The 21,525-nt window shown below is 60.9% G+C and carries 17 protein-coding genes; 8 read left to right on the top strand and 9 right to left on the bottom strand.

The genetic code is table 11. From position 1 onward, the window contains the following. The first annotated feature begins 266 nt into the window (after positions 1-266). On the top strand, positions 267-1,190 hold the full coding sequence (locus tag DMP17_RS13245) for a tetratricopeptide repeat protein (RefSeq protein ID WP_337829545.1): 924 nt from the start codon (positions 267-269) through the stop codon (positions 1,188-1,190). Further along, positions 1,190-1,843 carry an LON peptidase substrate-binding domain-containing protein gene (locus tag DMP17_RS13250; RefSeq protein ID WP_337829546.1) on the top strand — a complete coding sequence of 218 codons (654 nt, stop codon included), beginning with the start codon at positions 1,190-1,192 and terminating at the stop codon, positions 1,841-1,843. Before DMP17_RS13245 ends, DMP17_RS13250 begins: the two co-directional genes overlap by 1 nt. A gap of 208 nt (positions 1,844-2,051) precedes the next feature. Here DMP17_RS13250 and DMP17_RS13255 read toward each other — a convergent pair whose 3' ends face one another. Continuing rightward, positions 2,052-5,378 (bottom strand): amidohydrolase family protein, encoded by a 3,327-nt coding sequence (locus DMP17_RS13255; RefSeq protein WP_337829547.1) that lies wholly within the window; start codon positions 5,376-5,378, stop codon positions 2,052-2,054. 239 nt (positions 5,379-5,617) lie between these two features. Continuing rightward, positions 5,618-6,844, bottom strand: a complete 1,227-nt coding sequence (locus DMP17_RS13260; RefSeq protein WP_337829548.1) for an FAD-dependent monooxygenase — start codon at positions 6,842-6,844, stop codon at positions 5,618-5,620. A gap of 200 nt (positions 6,845-7,044) precedes the next feature. Here DMP17_RS13260 and DMP17_RS13265 point away from each other — a divergent pair, with 200 nt between their 5' ends. After that, a complete protein-coding gene (locus DMP17_RS13265; protein ID WP_337829549.1) occupies positions 7,045-9,375 on the top strand; it encodes an FtsK/SpoIIIE family DNA translocase in 2,331 nt (776 codons plus the stop codon). Positions 9,376-9,520: 145 nt separating this feature from the next. Continuing rightward, positions 9,521-10,150 carry a LolA family protein gene (locus DMP17_RS13270; protein WP_337829550.1) on the top strand — a complete coding sequence of 210 codons (630 nt, stop codon included), beginning with the start codon at positions 9,521-9,523 and terminating at the stop codon, positions 10,148-10,150. A gap of 185 nt (positions 10,151-10,335) precedes the next feature. Here the strand turns inward: DMP17_RS13270 and DMP17_RS13275 are convergent, their stop codons facing one another. From DMP17_RS13275 to DMP17_RS13300, 6 genes are all read right to left on the bottom strand, one after another. Further along, positions 10,336-11,442: a CaiB/BaiF CoA transferase family protein gene (locus DMP17_RS13275; protein WP_337829551.1), complete on the bottom strand. Its 1,107-nt coding sequence runs from the start codon at positions 11,440-11,442 to the stop codon at positions 10,336-10,338. Continuing rightward, positions 11,439-12,371, bottom strand: a complete 933-nt coding sequence (locus DMP17_RS13280) for a hydroxymethylglutaryl-CoA lyase (protein WP_337829552.1) — start codon at positions 12,369-12,371, stop codon at positions 11,439-11,441. The genes DMP17_RS13275 and DMP17_RS13280 overlap by 4 nt, the downstream gene beginning before the upstream one ends. Beyond that, the gene (gene leuD / locus DMP17_RS13285) at positions 12,368-12,988 is read right to left on the bottom strand and encodes a 3-isopropylmalate dehydratase small subunit (RefSeq protein ID WP_337829553.1); all 621 of its coding nucleotides are present in this window, start codon (positions 12,986-12,988) and stop codon (positions 12,368-12,370) included. The genes DMP17_RS13280 and leuD overlap by 4 nt, the downstream gene beginning before the upstream one ends. Before the next feature lie 141 nt (positions 12,989-13,129). Beyond that, on the bottom strand, positions 13,130-14,560 hold the full coding sequence (locus DMP17_RS13290) for a 3-isopropylmalate dehydratase large subunit (RefSeq protein ID WP_337829554.1): 1,431 nt from the start codon (positions 14,558-14,560) through the stop codon (positions 13,130-13,132). Then, entirely contained in the window at positions 14,514-15,014 is a 501-nt protein-coding gene (locus tag DMP17_RS13295) for a hypothetical protein (RefSeq protein ID WP_337829555.1), read from the bottom strand. The genes DMP17_RS13290 and DMP17_RS13295 overlap by 47 nt, the downstream gene beginning before the upstream one ends. A gap of 29 nt (positions 15,015-15,043) precedes the next feature. Then, positions 15,044-16,597, bottom strand: a complete 1,554-nt coding sequence (locus DMP17_RS13300; RefSeq protein ID WP_337829556.1) for an alpha/beta fold hydrolase — start codon at positions 16,595-16,597, stop codon at positions 15,044-15,046. A gap of 85 nt (positions 16,598-16,682) precedes the next feature. On the opposite strand from DMP17_RS13300, the gene DMP17_RS13305 reads away from it, so the two are divergent. Genes DMP17_RS13305 through DMP17_RS13320 form a run of 4 tightly spaced genes read left to right on the top strand, consistent with a single transcriptional unit; the run spans position 16,683 to position 20,611 of the window. Continuing rightward, on the top strand, positions 16,683-17,363 hold the full coding sequence (locus tag DMP17_RS13305; RefSeq protein WP_337829557.1) for an isochorismatase family protein: 681 nt from the start codon (positions 16,683-16,685) through the stop codon (positions 17,361-17,363). Beyond that, complete coding sequence (locus DMP17_RS13310; RefSeq protein WP_337829558.1) at positions 17,363-18,265, top strand: polysaccharide deacetylase family protein; 903 nt, start codon at positions 17,363-17,365, stop codon at positions 18,263-18,265. Before DMP17_RS13305 ends, DMP17_RS13310 begins: the two co-directional genes overlap by 1 nt. Continuing rightward, complete coding sequence (locus DMP17_RS13315; RefSeq protein WP_337829559.1) at positions 18,255-19,169, top strand: polysaccharide deacetylase family protein; 915 nt, start codon at positions 18,255-18,257, stop codon at positions 19,167-19,169. Before DMP17_RS13310 ends, DMP17_RS13315 begins: the two co-directional genes overlap by 11 nt. After that, positions 19,166-20,611, top strand: coding sequence for an aldehyde dehydrogenase family protein (locus DMP17_RS13320; RefSeq protein WP_337829560.1), 1,446 nt, complete (start codon positions 19,166-19,168; stop codon positions 20,609-20,611). Before DMP17_RS13315 ends, DMP17_RS13320 begins: the two co-directional genes overlap by 4 nt. On the opposite strand, the gene DMP17_RS13325 is transcribed toward DMP17_RS13320, so the two are convergent. Then, positions 20,584-21,477, bottom strand: a complete 894-nt coding sequence (locus DMP17_RS13325) for an MBL fold metallo-hydrolase (protein ID WP_337829561.1) — start codon at positions 21,475-21,477, stop codon at positions 20,584-20,586. The two genes, DMP17_RS13320 and DMP17_RS13325, sit on opposite strands and share 28 nt — an antisense overlap. Positions 21,478-21,525: the final 48 nt, after the last annotated feature.

Below are 21,525 nucleotides of genomic sequence, written 5' to 3' on the forward strand. Positions count from 1 at the left end.
GTGGGTGAGGGCGCGCGACTAGCAATGATTCTCGGGTTGGGCAAGCCCCATTTGCATTTATCGCGCTTAATTTTTGCGAAATGTCGTGGATAATCGCGCGCGCGCCGATTGAGGGGGTTGGCATTGCCCGCTTTTGCCCCACATAAGAGGCCATCACCCGCGCGTGCGGGGACAGTGACGGGTGCGGCGGATACGCGGGCGCCTTGCAATGTTCCGATGCTGCGGGCCTTATATAGAGCGAGCATGAAGAAGAAAGGAACGTCCCCGTGGCGACTTTGGGCCTTACCCCCGACGAACAGAAAGCGGTCGAACAATTTCGCAAGGATGTTGTCGAACCGTCGATGACCAATTTGGTCGTGCTGGATTTCTGGGCCGAATGGTGCGGCCCGTGCAAGGCCTTGATGCCGGTCATCGAAAAGGTCACGGCAGATTATGCGCATAAGGGCGTCAAGCTGGTCAAGATCAACGTCGATGAAAACGGCTTTATCGCAAGCCAGTTCCAGGTGCGTTCGATCCCGACCGTCTATGCGATTTTTAAAGGCCAGCCGGTCGCCGACCTCACCAATGCGCGCACCGAAAGCCAGCTTTCACAATTGCTCGACCAGATTTTGCGGCAATTGCCGGTTGAAGGCGAAGCGCAGACGCAGGCCGCCGACATCGCGCCCTTGCTTGCGATGGGCGAAGAAGTGCTGGCGGCGGGCGATCATGAGCGCGCCATTTCGATTTTTTCGCAAATTATAGAGATGGCCCCCGACAGTGCCGACGCGCAAGCCGGACTGGTGCGCGCGCTTGCGGCCTCGGGCGATGCGGAAGCCGCCGGGCAAATCCTTGCCGCGCTCCCCGGAGACTTGACCAAGGACGCCGCGTTCGACCGCGCGCGTTCGGCGATTGCACTCGCCAAGGATGCACCCAAGAACGAGGAATTGAGCGGTGCGTTGGCCGAGGCCGAAGCGAAACTTGCGGCCAATCCGGACGATCACCAAGCCAAGCTGGATTATGCAACGACCGCTTTTGCGGCCGGCGAGCGCGACAAGGCGGCGGATGCGCTGCTGGCCAGCATTGCGGCGGACCGCGAATGGAATGAGGGCGCGGCGCACGCGAAACTCCTGTCGCTGTTCGAAGTGGTGGGCCTCGAAGACCCGTGGGTTGCGACGCAGCGCCGCCGCCTGTCGGCGCTTCTTTTCGGCTGATGGCCGAGCTGGACCGCCCGGCAACGCGCCAGCGCCTTGCGGTGTTTCCACTCGCGGGCGCGGTGCTGTTTCCGGGGATGCAGTTGCCGCTCCACATATTCGAGCCGCGCTACCGTGCGATGGTGAGTGCCAGCCTTGCGGGCGACCGCCGCATCGGCATGATCCAGCCGCGCAGCCTTGTCAGCAGCCTGGACGAAAGCGATGCGCCCGCTCTGTTCGACATGGGCTGCGTCGGGCGCATCACCGATGTCGAGGCGCTGGACGATGGGCGCTATAATATTTTGCTCGAAGGCTTGGCGCGGTTCCGCGTGCTGCGCGAACTCGACGTATCGACCCCGTTCCGCCAGATCGAAGCCGAAATCGAAGGCCCCCGCGACGATGAATATCTCGCGAGCGTCGAACGCGCAGCCTTGGAACAGGAAGCGCGCCGCTTCGCCGACCGCCAAGGCTATATGGTCGATTGGAACGCCGTCTCGCACCTCGACGACACCGCATTGGTCAACGGCATAGCGCAGGTCGCCCCGTTCGACGCCGCCGCCAAACAGGCGATGCTGGAAGCCACCGGCATCAATGCGCGGGCAGAACTCATCATGCAACTCATGCAGTTTTTCGGCCGCCGTGATGCCGATGATGACACGGTGACGTTGCAGTAGGGTGCCGTGGAGAAGGGCATGAAAATCCTCCCCGAGCTTGCTCGGGGAGGGGGACCGTTCGCCGTTAGGCGAATGGTGGAGGGGTAATGCGATTGCGTTCGCAATCGCGCGCACCGCTGGCGCGCATAACCCCTCCGTCACGCGCTATGCGCGCGCCACCTCCCCAAGACAAGCTTGGGGAGGATGAAGTGGCGTCACCCACTCCCACTCACTCATGACTATGGCTATGCGACTCGGCCCGGTCGGTGGTGCCGGCATTGGGGTTGCCATTGCCTTCCCACCAATAGGCTTGGCGTTTGCGCGTGCCGGTGGCTTCTTCGTTGAGCGTGGTCGCGTCATATAAACGCCCGCCGAGCATGACCTTTGACACCTTCTCGGTGTTGCGGATATTGTCGAGCGGGTTGGCGTCCATCACGACGAGATCGGCGAGCTTTCCGGCTTCGAGCGAGCCAAGGTCTTTGGATAGGCCCAAGGTGCGCGCGGGGTTGATGGTCGCGGCTTCCAGCGCTTGCAAAGGCGTCCAGCCGCCCTTCACAAAGCTCCAAATCTCCCAATGCGCGCCGATGCCGTCTTGCTGGCCATGCGCACCGATATTGACGGCAATGCCCTTGTCGGCAAGCTTGCGTGCTTCGCGGGCCGCCCATGTGTCGGCATAATCTTCCTCCGGTGCAATTTCGCGGCGGGTATTACCAGCCGCCAAAGTGCCGGGCGGGATATGCGCCTTGAGCAGAGGCTGTTCCCACACATTAGTATGCGAACGCCAATAAGGGTCGGCACCGGGGCCGCCATAAGCCACCACCAAGGTCGGGGTGTAATTGGTCTTCGTCTGCGACCACATCTGGATGACGTCGCCGTAAAAAGTGCTGCCCGGCACATTATGTTCGACCGTCGCATTGCCGTCCTGGATGAGGCTCATGTCCATGTTGAACAGCGATCCGCCTTCGGGGACGACGAGCATATTTTCGGCTTGGGCGGCGGCGACGACCATCTGGCGCTGTTCGCGGCGCGGCTGGTTGTAATTTTTAACGCTCCACGCGCCTTGGGCTTTCAAGCGGCGGACATGGGCGAGCGCGTCGTCATATTTGCCTATGTCGGCGAACACGCCAGCGGCTTTCGCGCCATAAATCACCTCGCCGGTCGAATAGATGCGCGGCGCGAGGATGAGGCCCGCACGCTGCATTTCGGACGCGGCATAGACGTTGATCGCGCTCGAAGACGGATCATGAATGGTTGTCGTGCCGAGGGCCAAATTGACCATGTTCGACCAGTTTTGCTGCGGCACCAGGCCATCTTCGCCATAAGGGCCGTGGGCGTGGGCGTCGATGAAACCGGGGGTGATGGTCTTGCCGGTTAGGTCCACGCTCGGCGTGCCAGCGGGGATGTTGACCGACCCGCGCGGGCCGACCGCAACGATGCGGTCACCGCGAATGACAATCACGCCATCGTCGATGATGCCGCCATCCGCACCCGCCATCGTCACGATGCGCGCGCCGGTGAGCGCGACGCTGCCCGACGGTTTGGATGCGGCGACCGTGCGGCTGAGGTCAATGCCCGTTGTGGGCGCTTTATAGCCGCTGCCATAAAGGTTGCGCGTGTCCGCGGTGAAGAGCGTCGGTCCCATGCTCCAATGGATGCGGGTGCCATTGTTCGAAAAATGGATAAACTCGCCGCCGCCTTGGCTCAATTTGACGGTCGAGATTGCGCCGCCTTTGGGGTCGGCGGTCACATCCTGTGTGCCGGGGAGAAGGGGCATCAGATAGGCGTCATAATTTTGGCGGAAGGCAACTGATTGCCCGTCCGGCGCAACAATGAATTGCGTCGCCATATCGCCCGATGCGTGGACGCGCTTGGCTTGCCCGCTCAAATCGCTTGAGGCGAGTTGCAGCTTGCCACCGCCTGATTGGGTGAAGAAAATACGGTCGCTATTAGCGCCAAATTGCGGGGCCGAGCCGCCTTTGACGACAAGCTTGGGCGCACCGCCGCTCGTCGCGACGCTATAAATGCCGCCATCGCGACCCCACCGGTCGGCGGTGAGATAGCCGCCCGATCCGGCTTCGAATAGTATGCTGCGGCCATCGGGGGTGAAGCGCGGATTGGCATAATGGCCGGGTTCGCTGGTGGCGTTTTTCGCGCTACCCCCACTTGCGGCTACGGTCTGCAAACGGCCAAGGCGCGCATCATTCCATGCGACAAACGCAATCTGCTTGCCGTCGCGCGACCAGCTTGGGAAAAGCTCGAAAATATCTTCGCCATTATTGGTGAGGCGCTTGGCCGCGCCGCCACTGGCGGGCTTGGTGTAAAGCTTGCCGAGTGATTCAAACACAATCGCGCGGCCATCGGACGAAACTTGCGCCCAGCGGACCATTTTGGTCTGGAAGCTGGCGGGCGCAACATCAATCACCGGATGGACCGAGTTGGCAACCACGCGGTCATCATTGATGCGGAACGGAATGTCGCGCACCGCACCGCCATTCACCGGAACACGGCGGATTTTTCCGCCTGCCCAGACCACCACTTCGCGGCTGTCGGGGGTCCAATCCATATTGGGATAGACGCCGGTGACCGCCCAGGTTTCCTGCATATCCTGATCGAGCGCGTCATAGATTTTGCGCTCGGTGCCGGACGCTATATCGCGCACATAAAGTTTCGACTTGGCGCGCTCGCGGCGGACGAACGCCAGATATTTGCCATCGGGCGACGGGGTGGGACGCACCGCGCCGCCATTCCCCGCCGTCACGCGCGCTGTCTCCCCGCTGTCGAGATCATAGCGTTCAATCGCAAACAAAGCGCCGTTGGAGTTTTGCGCATATTCGAAAATCGGACCCGGCGTGATGTTGCGGGTGAAATAAACGCCCTTGCCGTCAGGGGTGAACGTGGGCTCGCCCAATTCCTTCTGGTGGGTTTCATTGGGACGCTTGACCAGCGGAACGCCGGTGCCGCCCGCCACATGGAACAACCATACCTCGCCCGTGCCGAGCGAGCGGCCGGTGGTGAAATGTTTTTTGGCAACAATATACTTGCCGTCCGGTGACCAGCTTGGCTGGTTCATCAGGCGGAAATCCTCCTTGGTGAGCGCGCGTTTGTTGGAGCCGTCCGCATTCATCAGCCAGATATTATCACCACCACCACGGTCGGTGACGAATGCAATCTGCCGACCATCGGGCGACCAGCGCGGTTGCTGTTCATAGGCCAAGCCTTCGGCGATGCGCGTCGGCGTGCCGCCCGCGATAGGCATGGTATAAATATCGCCCAGCATATCGAACGCGAGGCGGCTCCCGTCGGGGGACACATCGACATTCATCCATGTGCCTTCATCGGTGTTGAGCGGAACTTTGCGCGTGGTCAGCCCGCGCGGATTATTGACGTCCCACTTGGCCTCTTCCGCAGGTTTTGCGGGTGTAGCAGTAGCTGGCGCGGCGGGCGGCGTATGCTGGCTTGCGGCTTGGCCTTCGGGCGGCTGGGTTTCGGATTGGGCAAAGGCAAAGCTGCTGCTGGTCAGGAGCAGCAAGGCGAAGGCGGTACGGGTGAAAGACATCCAGGTTCCTGTTTATCATTTTGGGCGATCCCGAACGGAATCCCTAAGGGGAGGAACCCGGACTGTGCCGCGCGCGCAACAATCTTACAAGGGGGGAGTCTGGACAAAAGTGCCAGTCCACAAACTTCGTCATTGCGAGCGCCGAAGGCGCACGGCAATCCAGAGCGGTTTACGCAACACTGGATTGCTTCGTCGCTGCGCTCCTCGCAATGACTTGAAGGAGGAAAGAGCGGGGAGGCTTAAACCTCCATGCCCGCCAGCAATTTCGGTAATTCGCCGCCTTCGCCGCGCGCTTCGCCCATGAAGAATGTCTTGAGCGGGCCGGAGCGTTGCACCGCGCCCAAGCCGAAACGGCGCACCGCCGACATGGTCTTGCCGGGGACCGAAAACAGCCGCACCAGCGCGTCGGTGGTGCCCATCGTCACCACGCTATCCATGCTGCGCCAGCGTTCATATTTTTCGAGCAATTGATTATCGCCTAGGTCGAGGCCGAGCCGCGCGCCTTCGACCAGCACCTGTGTGAGCGCCGCTACATCGCGATAGCCAAGGTTCAGTCCTTGCCCCGCAATCGGGTGCATCCCGTGCGCGGTATCGCCGATGAGGACGAGCCGGTCGCGGATCACTTTGGCGGTGTGGATGAAGCCCAGCGGATAACTCATGCGCGGGGCGGCCAATTCTATGGCACCAAGCATCCCGCCCATATGACGGTCAAGTTCGGCAAGGAAACCGCGGTCGCCTAGCTTTTTATAGGCTTCGGCCTTGGCCTTGGGCACGGTGAACACATAGGCCGAACGATGCTTACCGTTCAAATCCTCCATCGGCAGGATCGCGAACGGGCCGTCGGGATAGAAAATTTCATAGGCAATATTGTCGTGCGGGGTTTCATGGGTGATCTGCCCGACCAGCGCGACATGATGATAGTCCCAGCTTGCCAACCCGAATTGCTCCGCCTCGCGTGTCGGCGAAAAGCGGCCTTCCGCCACCACCATGAGCGGCGCGGTCAGTATTTCGCCCGTATCAAGCGTCACGGTCGCGCGGTGTGCGTCGCGGACAATGTCGACCGCTTTGGCGGGCATGTGGAGAAGGATAAGGTCGCTATGCGCCGCGACCACATCTTGCACCGCCAGCCGCATATGGCGGTTCTGCACCATATAGCCCAACGGGCCGGTGCCGTCTTGCGGCTGGAAATCCAGCTCGCCGGGTTTGAGGCCGTCCGACACCCAGATTTGTTCGATGGGGCAGGCTTCGGCAATGCCCGGCGTAATGCCGATGGTCTCCAACATTTTCCAGCTTCCGCTCGCAATCGAGGCGACGCGGCCATCGGCGGCGGGCGCGACCTGTGCTGCCGGATCCATCGGGTCGATCACCCGGCTCGACAGCCCATGATGCGCGAGCGCCACCGCGAACGCCTGACCGATCAGGCCGCCGCCGGAAATGATGATGTCGCTATGGAGGGGTTTGGACATGGGTGTAACCTTGCTGAAATCCGATGGGCTTAAGCTCTCTTTAAGCCGTTAGGCGCGCAAGGTCACGGGTGAATATCGGTAAACTGCGTTGCACGGCAGCGCCGGACTCTTGACGCAGACTCTGCGCTCCCGCATGGATTGCGGCAGGCTTTATGGCTGTGCTATATGGCTATAACAGCGAGCGTGGGAGCATTTGGATTATGGCGAGCCGGAAACCGGCAGCGAAAGGCGCATCGGCCAATGGCCGCGGAGCAAAGGGCAATGACTGGCGCGATGTGATGCGCCAGACACTCGCGCGTTCGGGCACGCTGATCGGCGCGGTTCTGCTCGGCCTTGCGACCTTGGCGCTGGCGCTCGCGCTTGTCACCCATCACCCGAGTGATCCTTCGGCCAGCACATCGGCCGGTGGTCCTGCGCAAAATATGCTGGGCGGGCTTGGTGCCTGGGTATCCGATTTGCTGCTCCAGCTTTGGGGGCCGCCCATCGGCTTTTTAATCTTGCTGCTGCTTGCCTTCACCGCGCGACTGTGGCGGCATGACGCCCAGCCTGACTGGAAAGCGCAACTGGTCAAATGCCTGATCGGGGTGAGCCTTGTCGGCATTGCCCTCCATCTCGTCCAGCCCGACCCGTGGCTTGCGCTTCCGGCGGGATGGGGCGGACTGATCGGTTTTGGCGGGGCCAAGCTGGTCCACCTCCTCGGCAATCTGGCGGGCGCGCAAGCCGCGCTGCCGATTGCTTGGGGCACCGCATTGATTAGCGGGGCAATCGGGCTGTGGTGTGTGTGGAAAAGTTTGCGGCTTGACCGTCCGTTGCTGCCGAACCTGCAATGGCGGCGCAAGGAGGGCGAGGTTGCGCTCCCGCATATTCCTGACCCCAATGAAGCGCCGCGCCGTGCGGTCCAGCCGCGTCCTGATGTAACGCCGGTGGACCGCGCACCGCCGACTATTGCCGAACCTGCGCGTCCGATTACAGTCGCCCAGCCCAAGCCGATGGCCCCGCGCCAAACCGAAATGTTCGGCAATTTCTCGCTACCCTCGCTCGACCTGCTGACCCCCGCACCGCCCAATCAAGGCCCGGTGATCGACAAGGCAGGCCTTGAGAAAAATGCGCGCCTCCTCGAAAGTGTGCTCGAAGATTTCGCGGTTAAGGGCCAGATTACGGCGGTGCGCCCCGGTCCCGTCGTCACCATGTACGAACTGGAACCCGCGCCCGGCACCAAGGCAAGCCGCGTCTCCAACCTCGCCGAAGATATTGCGCGTAATATGAGCGCCATGTCTGCGCGCATTGCCCCCATTCCGGGACGCACGGTGATTGGCATCGAACTCCCCAATGCCAAGCGCGAATCCGTGGTGCTGCATGAAATGATCGGCAGCGAAGAATTTGCTGACCAGACCGCGCAGCTTCCTATCGTATTGGGCAAGAATATTTTCGGCGATCCGGTGGTGACAGACCTTGCCCCGATGCCGCACTTGCTGGTTGCGGGCACGACCGGTTCGGGTAAGTCTGTCGGCCTTAATTGCATGATCCTGTCCTTGCTCTATCGCCTGACGCCCGACCAGTGCCGCATGATCATGATCGACCCCAAGATGCTCGAACTCAGCATCTATGACGATATTCCGCACCTCTTGTCGCCGGTCGTGACCGAGCCGCAAAAAGCGGTGCGCGCGCTCAAATGGGCGGTCGAGCAGATGGAGGATCGCTATCGCATGATGTCGAGCCTTTCGGTGCGCAACCTTGCCAATTATAATGAAAAGGTGAAGGCCGCGATTGCCAAGGGGAAGCCTTTGGGCCGCCGTGTGCAAACCGGCTATGACCCCGAAACCGGCCAGCCCATTTATGAAGAAGAGCAGCTCGATTATGCGCCGCTGCCGCAAATTGTGGTGGTGGTCGACGAGCTTGCGGACCTCATGATGACCGCGGGCAAGGAGGTGGAATTCCTGATCCAGCGGCTCGCGCAAAAGGCGCGCGCGGCGGGCATCCACCTCATCATGGCGACGCAGCGCCCCTCGGTCGACGTCATCACCGGCGTCATCAAGGCAAACCTGCCGACCCGCATCAGCTTTGCCGTAACCTCCAAAATCGACAGCCGCACCATCCTCGGCGAACAGGGCGCGGAGCAACTGCTGGGCAAGGGCGATATGCTCTATATGCCGGGCGGCAAGGGTTTGCAGCGCGTCCACGGGCCGTTCGTGTCCGATGATGAAGTGCGCGGCGTTGCCGACCATTGGCGCGCGCAAGGATCGCCGGAATATATCCAGTCGGTTACAGAGGAACCCGAAGATGGCGGCTTTGCGCTGGAAGGCGCGCCGACCGGCGAAGATAGCGCGGAAGATAAAATGTACCGCAAAGCCTGCCAGATCGTCATCGACAGCCAGAAGGCTTCGACGAGCTGGCTGCAACGCCAATTGCGCATCGGCTATAACAGCGCCGCGCGGCTTATCGAGCGGATGGAAGAAGATGGCGTCGTTTCCGCCCCCAACCATGTCGGTCGGCGCGATGTGATGATCGACCAGCAAGGCCAACCGCGCTGATCCGCCCTTGGTCAAGGCTTGCGACAAAGTTGCCATAGAGCTGAACAGGGGGGAACGAATGGCGTCAGCGCGGGTTCATGGGCCTGACGCTATAGGGGCAATTATCCCGCTCCAAAGCGGAATGAAGAAAATGAAGGATAAGAATATGAACAAATATGCTCTTGCTTTGCTTGCAGCGCCGCTGGCTTTGGGGACGGTCGCCGTTCCGTCAGCGATTGCGCAAAGCGCAGCGAGCGATTTGTCGGCGGTGCAGGCGCATCTGCGCGCGGTCGATTCGATGACCGCAGGCTTTGTGCAGACAGACCGCAACAACCAGTCGCTGACCGGCACGCTCACCTTGAAGCGTCCGGGCAAGATCCGTTTCCAATATCAAAAGGGCGTACCCATGCTGATCGTGTCGGACGGCAAGGCGCTGACCATGATCGACTATGAGGTAAAGCAGGTCCAACGCTGGCCGATCAGCAATTCGCCGCTCGGCGCGCTGCTCAATCCCAATATGGATTTGAGCAAATATGGCCGCGTCATCCAGACCGGCGACCCGCGTGTGCTGTCGGTCGAAGTGCGCGACCCTAAACGCCCCGAATATGGCATCATCACGATGGTGTTTGTCCGTGAAGCAGGCGCGCCTGCGGGCCTTAAATTGTCAGGCTGGGTGGCCACCGACGCGCAAAACAAGCGCACCGCCATCAAGCTGCGCGACCAGCGTTTCAACGTGCCGGTCGCCGCCAACGCCTTCGCCTGGACCGACCCGCGCCCGGCGAATAAGCGGCGCTGATCCTACGCTGGAATGATGGATAGGAAACGGGGGCTACGGTCCCCGTTTTTTGCTACGCCTCTCCGCCACCAAAAACCGTTAGCCCTGAGCTTGTCGAGGGACGGCCATCAGGATTAGCGCAGACCTTTCCCCCGTCCTTCGACGGGCTCAGGACTAACGGTTTTCTATACCGGCAGGGAATAAACCTACTTCCCGTCCTCACCCGGTAACGGCAACACCGCATCGCGGGCGGTGAGTTGTCCGTTAAACGCAATCGGTAGCCCCGGAAGCTGCGTTTCGCGGCCATCGGGCAGGGTCACATTTTCAAACAGGCCGGACGCGACCAGATGCGGGTCGTCGAACATATCTTCGGGCTTGCCGATGGGGGCGAAGGGGAGGCCGGTGCCTTCGAGGCGCGCAATCACCTCGTCGCGGGTAAAGCCGGAAATCAGCTCGCGAATTTGCGGCAGGATGCGCTCGCGCTGCATCACCCGCTCATTATTCTTGCGCAAGGTTTCGTCCGCCCACAGCGCGTCCAAGCCAAAAAGCGCACAGAATTTTTCCCACAAGCCATCGGTCACAACGCCGATAAAGACCGGCTCGTCCTTGGTTTCGAACACATCATAAATCGCCCAGGCGGAAATGCGCGCGGGCATCGGGCTGGCCGGTTTTCCGGTGACCGCATATTGCGCCATATGCTGGCCGACGAGAAATATGGTGGTTTCAAACAATGAAGCTTGGACAAGCTGGCCCTTGCCGGTGCGGTGGCGTTCTTCGACCGCCGCGAGGACGCCGATCACGCCGAACATACCGCCGGTCACATCAATGACGCTGGTGCCAGCGCGAAGCGGGTGTCCCGGCGGGCCGGTCATATAGGCAAGGCCGCCCATCATCTGCGCGACTTCATCCAATGCGGTGCGCTGTTCATAGGGGCCGGGGAGGAAGCCTTTAGCCGAACAATAAATGAGCCGCGGATTGGCGGTGGCAAGCGCCTCATAGCCAAGGCCAAGTTTGTCGAGCGCGCCGGGACGGAAATTTTCGATGAGGATGTCGGCCTCACCCGCCAAGGCCTTTGCGGTTGCCAAGCCATCTTCGGATTTCAAATCAAGGCTGATGCTTTTTTTGTGGCGGTTATACATCGGGAAATAGCCCGCGCCCGACCCTAACAAGGTGCGCGTCTTGTCGCCCTCGACCGGCTCGACGCGGGTGACGTCCGCGCCCAAGGCCGCAAGGATTGCGCCCGCCGCCGGACCCATGACCATATGGGTAAATTCTACGACCTTGAGGCCTGCCAAAGGTTGCGGCGCGCTCATGCGGCTTTCTCCTGATGAAATCCGAGTGGAAGCCCTGCATCGGGCGTGAAACCATAGAGCGGCTCGCCGGGGAGCGCGTCGGCGATGATGCCGCGCACCTGCAGCAATTTGTCGAGGTCGATGCCGGTGTCATAGCCCATCGCTTCGAGCATGAAGACCAGATCTTCGGTGACGATATTGCCCGACGCGCCCGGCGCAAACGGACAGCCGCCGAGGCCACCGAGCGAGGAATCGAGCGTGGTAATCCCTTCCTCCAATCCGGCCAGCGCATTGGCAAGGCCAAGGCCGCGTGTATTGTGGAGGTGGAGCGTGTTGAGCTTGTCCGACCCGATCTCCGCTTTGACGCGGCGCACGAGGCGTTTTACCTGCGCGGGGTTGGCATAGCCGGTGGTGTCGGATAATCCGACTTCTACCGCGCCCGCTTCGATAGCCGCGGTGGCAAGGCGCACCACCTGATCTTCGCTGACCGGCCCTTCGATGGTGCAACCGAAAGCAGTCGCAAGGCCCACTTCAAAATGCGGGCGCGTGGCTTCGGGCTGTTCGGCAACGAGGGCCGCAATCGCTGCGATTTCCGCGACCATCGCGGCATGATCCTTGCGCACATTTTTAAGGCTGTGGGTTTCGGACATGGAAAAGGGGATCGACATTTTTTCAGCGCCCGCCGCAACCGCGCGCTCAGCCCCTTTGAGGTTGGGGATGAGGACAGCGACCGACAGGCCTTCAATCTGCCGCGCAAACGCGATGAGTTCGGCGGTGTCGGCCATTTGCGGGAGCAAGGAAGGCGGGACAAAGCTGCCCACTTCGATTTCGGGGACACCGGCGGCAGCTTCGGCGGCAATCCATGCCTTTTTGGCTTCCAGCGGCATGACGCGGTCGATGCTCTGAAGCCCGTCGCGGGGGCCGACTTCGCTGATATGGATGCGGGTCATGCGCGTATGTCTCCAAGATAAATCCAAGGTCGCGCCATGCGGTCGGCGGCCTGAAAAGCGGCAATCTCCGCTTTATGTTTGAAAGTGAGGTCGATGGCGTCGAGGCCTTCCAATAGCATCGCGCGCGCTTCTGCGCCGATCTCGAAAGCCCAAGCGCGGCCATCTTCGAGCCGCACTTGTTGTTGCTCCAGATCGACGGTCACGGGGCCGCCATCCGCGGCAATTTCAGCGATGGTTTCGGGCGGGAGGACTACGGGCACAATGCCGTTGCGGGTGCAATTCCCTGCAAAAATCGGCGCAAAGCTGGGCGCCAAAACCGCGCGGATACCATATTCGGCGAGCGCCCAGACGGCGTGTTCGCGGCTTGACCCGCAGCCGAAATTGCTCCCCCCGAGCAGCATTTGCGCATCGGCATAAGCGGGCTGGTTGAGGATGAAGTCGGGGTTGGGATCACGGCCACCGGGCGTCAGATAGCGCCATGCGGAAAATAGCCCGTCGGCGAGGCCGGTCTTGCCCGTGCTTTTCATCTCGCGCGAGGGGATGATCGCGTCCGTGTCGATATTGTCGCGAAGGAGCGGCGCGGCAATGGCGGTGAGGGTGATGAAGGGTTCAGGCATGATATGCAGCCTCCAAAAATATCCCTTCGTCATCCCCGCGCAGGCGGGGATCCATCTGATGGGCTGGCGGTTTGCCGAACGGTCGGGAGATGGATTCCCGCTTTCGCGGGAATGACGAAGGAGAGGAGGGAAGGCGGGCCGTCATTTCCCATCCCCTTGATAGTCGCGCGGGTCCGCAATCCGCCCCGCAATCGCACTCGCCGCGACCGTTTCGGGGCTGGCAATATGCGTTCGGATATTCGGGCCTTGGCGGCCTTCAAAATTGCGGTTGGTCGATGAAATCACGCGCGATCCCGCCGGGAAGCTTTCGCCGCCTGCATAAAAGCACATTGAACAGCCGCTCATGCGCCATTCAAAGCCTGCATCGGTGAAGATTTTGTCGAGGCCTTCGGCTTCGGCGGCGCGGCGCACGGCCATCGATCCGGGGACGACAAGTGCCTTGACGCCCTCGGCCACCTGCCGTCCTTCCAGAATGGCGGCGGCGCGGCGTAGGTCGGACAGGCGGCCATTGGTGCAACTGCCGATAAAGGCGGCATCAATGGTCAAATCCTGCAAGTCTTGCCCTTCGCGCACATCCATATAATCGAGCGGACGCGTGGGCGCGCCTTGCGGCACTACCCCGGAAATGTCCGTGCTATGTTCAGGCGAAGTGCCCCAACTGACCATCGGTTCGATGGTGGACGCATCAATCACGATATCGCTGTCAAAAACCGCGCCTTCATCGGTCGGCAGCTTTTTCCATTCGGCCACCGCTTGGTCATAAAGCGCGGCCTTGGGCGCGTAACGCCGCCCGATAATCCAGTCATAGCTTTTTTGGTCAGGCGCGATCATGCCGGTCATGGCGGAAAATTCGGTCGCCATGTTGCACAAGGTCATGCGCCCTTCCATGTCGAGCGCCGTCACCGCATCGCCGGTAAATTCGACCGCGTAGCCCTTGCCGCCGCCCGCGCCATATCGGGCGATCAGCGTCAGGATCATATCCTTGGGCGTAACGCCAGCGGCCAAAGTGCCGGTAAAGGTCACGCGCATGGTTTTGGGGCGTGTGAGGCGCAAGGTGCCGGTTGCCATCGCATGTTCGGCCTCGGACGAGCCGATCCCCCACGCGAGCGCGCCGAACGCGCCTTGGGTGCAGGTATGGCTGTCGGGCGCAATCAGCGTGCAGCCGGGGAGCACAATGCCGAGTTCGGGCGAGACGACATGGACAATGCCTTGATCGGCGTCGGTCACATCGAACAGGGTAATCCCGGCCTCGATAGCGGCAGCGCGGGTTTCGGTGATGAAGGCCTGTCCGCCCGGCATCAAGGTCTGGTCGCCGCGTCCGGGGCGCGTGTCGACAATATGGTCCATCACGCAAAAAACGCGCGACGGATCGGCAACCGGACGGCCTGCCGCCTTCAAACTGTTGAGGGCAGCAGCGCCGGTCCGTTCATGTAGGAAAATCCGGTCGATGGCGACGAGGTCCGCGCCGCCACCCAAAGCCACCACAATATGGCGGTCCCAGATTTTCGCGAAAAGGGTCTGCGGATCAAGCAGATTCAGCCTCCATTTCCTTTTCGAGCGCCGCCCAGTCACGGCTCACCAGCTTTTCCTGGATGGCGGTGCGGGTTTCGAGTTCGCCATTGCGGATCCAGTGCCATGTGCGGCAACGCGATTGGCCATCGTCCGACATCTGGATCATTTCGTAAAGATAGAGGCTGGGGTCACCTTGACGCTGCCAATAGAGCATCACGGTGCGGTTATATTCGTCGAGCGACACTTCCGCTGCCCAGCCTTTGATGAGGTCATTGTCCCACCACACGCGCTTGTCATGATAGGTTGCGGGGAAGTCGCGTACATCCTTGCGGCCATCATCCCATGTATAATGGTTGGTCTGGTGATAGGGGAATTCACCGCCGTCGGGGAAGCGGCAGAACAGGCGCGATTTATGTTCGTCAATCTTTTCACCGGCCGCATTATAATAAGTATAAACGCCGTCCCATACGCCCTCATGACGGGCCAGTAACGGCATGTCTTCACGAATTCCCATAACTACTCTCCTTGGTTACACGGGATTATTCAGCGCCCGGACGGGCTCCAAATGTCGGTGCGGGACATGGCCCAATCGGCCTTGTCCCATGGGCCTACCGGCGGCGCTGCGGCAAGCAGTGCATCGCGGTCGGCGGCGAGAAGGGTTGCGAGCAAGGGCCGCCCTGACCGCGCGCGGATGAGGCTCTTATGCTCGCGCGCAAGGGCTTCCGGCGTAATCGCATCCGCGCTGAAGCCTATCGCATTGGCGGCCTTGGCATCGAACCACGGCCAGAAGAAATGCGCCCCCCGCACCGCATTCCACGCCGCGTTCAGATAAGCGCCGTGGCGGTCTGGGGTCTGGTCGGGAATGGCTTGGTCCGCCCAAGCTGCGCTTGCGTCGGGCATCGGGATATGCGCGTCGGTCGCGCCCCAATCGCGCGCGCCAAGCTTGGCCGCAACAGCCGCAGCGAGCAAAGCGGACACGCCTTCGCCGATGATCGAGCGGGTGGGCGCAGTGCTGACCGCCGCAATCGCATCGGCAACAACGCTCGCCCAATCGTCGAGCGAGGGAGATGCGCCCTCCGCCCAACCATCGCTGAGCCCATGCCCCGGCAGGTCAATCGCGAGTGCATTGCTCGTCTCAAGCAAATCCACCGAGCGGCCCGGCGCGTGCAACAGGATGGTTTCGGCTTGGCGGTTGCCTTCCCAATGCACCAGCCCGTCAAAGCCTGTGCCCTTCGCCGGCACGAACCCGCCATCGCCCGATTCGGCGATGGCGGGGCTGAGGAGCGCGGGGGCCTCGCGCAAATGGGCGAGGCAAACGGTATGAAGGTCGGCGGGTGTTGCCACCGCTTCGGCGCGCCAGCTTGGCGGCATGGTGCCAAGGCGCGCAATATGGGCTTGCAACGGGTCGCCATTGTAGGCGGCGATCAGCACAGGGACGGTCTTGTCGTCAACGCCCGGAATATCGCGATTGGCACGCAAGACGGCACCATAGCCTGCGCGGTAAGCATCGCCGCTGTCGAGCATATCGCGCACCGCCGAATCGACACGTGCCACATCGTCATGTGCGACGCTCATGCGCGCTTCGGGGCGCACGTCGAACCAGGGGAAGAACCAGGTCTGTTCCAGCATTCGGTTCCACAACCAGGTGAGATGCTCGCCATAATTGCTCGGCTGGAAGGCGGGGAGATAATCCTTGTCGAAAATCGCGCGCTCTTCGGGCGTCCAGATGGCATAGCCGCCAACCGACAAGGCGGCGAAGCGCTCAGGGTGAAGCTTGGCCGCATTGACCAGAATGATACCGCCCGAATGGAAGCCATAAGCGGCGGTCTGCTCGATTCCGAGCGCATCAAGCAGCGCGATCAGCGCATTGGAAAAATCGGCAATTTCGGGCGTGCCGGGGAGCGGGTCGGACTGGCCGAAGCCCGGCGTATCGGGCGCTATGCAGGTGAAATATTGCGCCCATTCCTCCATCAACGGCTCATATTCCGCCGAGCTTCTGGGGCTCTGGTGGACCATGAGCAAGTTCGGGCCGGTTCCGGCCTTGCGGTAATGAACGCGGCGATTGCCGATGCGGATGAAGTGGCGTGTGATCGTCATGCCTTGTAATTTGTCCGGACAAATTGCTCTCGACAAGTCTTTTTTTTAAATTACTGTGTGAGTCGCGTTTTATAAGGAGCATGGGATGACGTTGATCGGTACCCGAATGGTGAGTGACGGCAAGACCGCACGCCAATTATTTGAAGAGGTTATGGCCAATCCGGCGCGTAACAAATTCGGTTTCGGTGACAAGCTGGCCATCGTCAATGTCGATTTCCAGCAAGCCTATACGCGCACCGATTTATTCAAAACGGCGTATGAAACCGACCCCCGACAGATTGAATATGCGAATATTATTTCGCGTTTGGCGCGCGAAAAAGGGATGCCGGTGGTGTGGAGTCGCGTCGGATATAAGGAGGATGCAGGCGATGCCGGCGTGTGGGGCACGCGCACCGACACGCCCGATTCGCTCCAGAACATCAAATATGGCAGCGAACGCCATGCTTATGATCCGCGCTGCGAGATTGACGCGGATGACCTCCAATATACCAAGCGGATGCCGTCGGCCTTTTTCGAAACCCCGCTCGCCAGCTATTTGCGCTGGCACAAGGTCGATACGGTGGTGGTGACGGGGGGCAGCACATCGGGCTGTGTCCGCGCAACCGCGGTCGATGCGCTGTCCTATGGCTTCCGCACCATCGTCCCCATCGAAACCTGCGCGGACAAGCATGAAAGCTATCATTTCGCGAATTTGACCGATCTCCAGCTCAAATATGCCGATGTCGAGCCGGTGCAGGCGGTGATTGACTGGCTGGAGGCCCGCTGATGCGTGAAGGTGAAGCCGATCCGGGCCTTTATGATTTTTCGCCCTATCGCGGCCGCCCGAAAATCGAATGGCCCGGCGGCAAGAAGGTCGCGGTGTGGGTCGCCCCCAATCTCGAATATTATGAGATAGACCCGCCCGCCAACCCGATGCGCAAAAGCTGGGCCAAGCCGCATCCCGATGTGGTCGGCTATGCCCATCGCGACCATAGTAACCGCGTGTCGCACTGGCGCATGGCGGAGGCGATGTCGAAATATGGCTTTCCGGGATCAGTGTCGCTGTCGGTCGCTTTGTGCCAGCATCACCCCGAAGTTGTGGCCGATGCCAATGAACGCGGCTGGGAGTTTTTCAGCCACGGCATTTATAATACCCGCTATTCCTATGGCATGGATGAAGCCCAAGAACGGGCGATCATCGAAGATTCGATCCGCACGGTGAAAGAGGCGACCGGCCAGACCATTCGCGGCTGGCTCGCGCCTGCGCTCACCCACACGCCGCGCACCTTGGACCTGATTGCCGAATATGGGCTCGATTATACCTGCGACCTTTATCATGACGATCAACCCCAACCGGTGAAGGTCAAGCAGGGCAAGCTCATCTCGATCCCCTATAGCCTTGAGGTCAACGACCATTATGGCTTTTTCATCTATAATATGAGCCCGCGCGAGTATGCCGATACGCTGATCCGCCAATATGAGCGGCTCGCGGAGGAAGGCGAAACATCGGGGACGGTGATGTGCATCCCCTTGCACGCTTACCTCATCGGCCAGCCCCACCGCATCGGGCCGTTCGCCGATGTGCTGCGCCATATCGCCGAAGATGGCCGCGCATGGATTGCCCGTGCCGGTGAAATTGCCGACCATTATTATGCCCATCATTATGAGGAGGCCGCTCGTGGCGCTTGATCCCTCCTATCTCGACTATCCGCACCGCCATGAAGGCTATGACCATGAAATTTACCCGTGGTCGGCGCTGCGTGACCGTAAGCCGGTGGCGTGGCCCGAAGGCAAGAAAGTGGCGGTGTGGGTGTGCGTGAGCCTTGAATGGTTCCCGATTACGCCCAGCGATACGCCGTTCCGCGCTCCGGGGCATATGCAGACCAGCTACCCCGATTATCGCCACTATACCGCGCGCGAATATGGCACGCGGGTCGGCTTTTACCGCTTGTTGGATGCGTTCAAAAAAGCGGGGGTCAAAGTGTCGGTCGCGACCAATGGCGCGATTGCCGACCGCTATACCGAAATCATCCGCGACATCATCGCGGACGGCCATGAGATTATCGCGCACTCGACCGATATGAACGGCACGATTGCGAGCGGTTTGCCGGTTGAGGATGAACGCGCGCTGATTGCGCAATCGCTGGCTTCGCTTGAAGCGGCGTCGGGCAAACGCCCCAAGGGCTGGCTGTCCATCGCGCGCTCGCAAAGCTGGAATACACCGGATTTATTGAAAGATGCAGGCCTCACTTATGCGTGCGATTGGGTCAATGACGAACTACCCTATCGGTTCAATAATGGCCTTATCAATCTGCCCTTGAACCATGAACTGTCGGACCGTCAGATTATCACGGTGCAACAGCAATCGGCGGATAACTATGCGACCCAAATGCTCGACGCCTTTGACTGGCTGGCAGGCGAAGCGGGCGACTATGGCGGGCGGATGTTGCCGCTCCATGTAACGCCTTACATTATGGCGCTGCCCTATCGCATATCGGCGTTTGAAGGACTCTTGCAGCAACTTGCCGCGCGCCCCGACGCCTGGGTCGCGACCGGCGAAGAAATTGTCGCAAGCTGGGAGGCGCAACAATGAGCGCCGCACCCACTATGCCCGTCATCAACCCGCGCACCGGTACGGCGGATTATAGCATCGCGCCGTTGAACGGGGACCAGATTGAGGCGCTTGCCGCCAAGCTCCGCGCGGCACAACCGGCATGGGCGGCGAAAACGCCTGAAGAACGCAGCGTGGTGCTGCGCGCGCTGGGCGATGCTCTGGAACGCCACCGCGCGGCGCTGATTGCTGCACTGACCGATGACACGGGCCGCGCGGCAATCTCGAAAATCGAAGTCGATGCGATGGCCAAAACCTTCCATCGCTGGGCCGACAGCGCGCCGGGGTTGATTGCAGCGGCGCAGGTTACGGACCGCCAGACGGCCATCCCGACGATTACGACCTCGACGCGGCTGGTGCCCTATCAATTACTTGGGGTAATCAGCCCGTGGAATTTCCCGCTGACACTCGCGCTGATCGACGCCATCCCGGCGCTTGCGGCAGGCTGTGCGGTGATTGTGAAGCCGTCCGAAGTCACGCCGCGCTTTATCAAGCCGCTGATGGCCGCGATTGCCGAAGTGCCGGAAGCCGCCGCTGTGCTGGCGCTCATCGAAGGCGATGGGGCGACCGGTGCGGCGCTTATCGGCCATGTCGATTTTATCGCTTTTACAGGGTCAGTTGCGACGGGGCGTAAAGTCGGCGAAGCCGCCGCGCGCGCCTTCATTCCGGCGAGCCTTGAACTTGGCGGCAAAGATCCGATGATCGTGCTGGCAAGCGCCGATCCGGACAAGGCCGCCGACACCGCCTTGCGCGCATCGGTGCTGAATACGGGGCAGGCGTGCCAGTCTTTGGAACGCATCTATGTCGCGCGTGACATTGCCGGTCCGTTTCTGGAGGCGCTGGTCGCCAAAGCCAAGGCCGCGCGGCTCAACTATCCCGACGTGCATCAGGGCGAAATCGGCCCGTTCATCTTTGCCCGCCAAGCGGAGATTGTGCAGCGCCAGTTGGACGATGCTGTCACCAAGGGCGCAACCATCCTCGCAGGCGGCACGGTCGAAACCTTGGGCGGCGGCAAATATCTGCGCCCGACCGTCCTCACCAATGTTACCGACGATATGGCCGTGATGGCCGAAGAAACTTTCGGGCCGGTCATTCCGGTGACGGTTTTCGATAGTGTCGATGAAGCGGTTGCGCTTGCCAATAGCGGAGTGTTCGGCCTGTCGGCGTCGGTCTTTGCAGGCACGACTGCGGAAGCCGAAGCGGTCGGTATGCGCCTGAACGCGGGCGGTGTGTCGATCAATGACGGTTCGCTTACCGGCCTTGTGTGGGAGGCCGAAAAATCAAGCTTCGGTCAAAGCGGCCTCGGCCCTTCACGCATGGGGGATAGCGGCCTGCTGCGTTTCTTCCGCAAGCAGGCACTGATCCGCCAATCCGGCACCGCACTCCCACTCGCAGCTTATTCGGAAGAGGCGCTGGGCGGATAATCCGCCTTCGCCTTTACCGGTATCTTCAAATAGCGCACGCCGTTCGCTTCGCCTTCGGGGAAGTGGCCGGCGTGGATATTGACCTGTATCGACGGCAATAAGAGGCGCGGGACGGGGAGGGTCGCATCGCGCGCTTCACGCATCGCGACAAAATCATCCTCGTCAATGCCGTCATGAACATGGATGCTCGTGCGGCGCTGGTCGGCGACCGTGGTTTCCCAAACATAATGGTCGCGTCCCGGCGCTTTATAATCATGGCACAGGAAAAGGCGCGTGTTGTCCGGCAGGCTTAGCACGCGGCGGATCGAGCGGTAGAGCGTGCGCGCGTCCCCGCCCGGAAAATCCGCGCGTGCGGTGCCATAATCGGGCATGAATAATGTGTCGCCGATAAAGGCTGCATCACCGACGCGATAGGTGAGATCAGCGGGAGTATGGCCCGGGGTGTGCATCACTTCAAAATCGAGATTGCCCACGGAGAAACGCTCGCCATCGGCGAATAGACGGTCGAAATCTGTCGTGCGCACCGCATTTGTCTCAAAGCCGAACACCGGTCGGAAAATCTTTTGCACATCGCGGATATGTTCGCCGATGCCGATGTCCGCTCCGGTCCGCTCCTTGAGCCAGGGCGCGGCGGAAAGATGGTCGGCATGGGCATGGGTCTCGAGGATGAGCCGGATGGTCCAGCCTTCCTGCTGGGCCGCCGCCAATATTGCAGCGGCCGAGCGCGTATCGACTTCGCCGCTCGCCAGATCAAAGTCCAGCACCGGGTCAATCACCGCCGCATCGCCGGTCACCGGATCGGCAACCAGATAGCTGACCGTATTGGTCGGTTCATCGAAAAAAGCGCGGATAATGGGCGCGGTCATCAAAGCCTCCATAGCAATATTGCTTGACAATATATTAGTATTATCTAA

The organism is Pseudonocardia sp. TMWB2A (assembly GCF_017312135.1).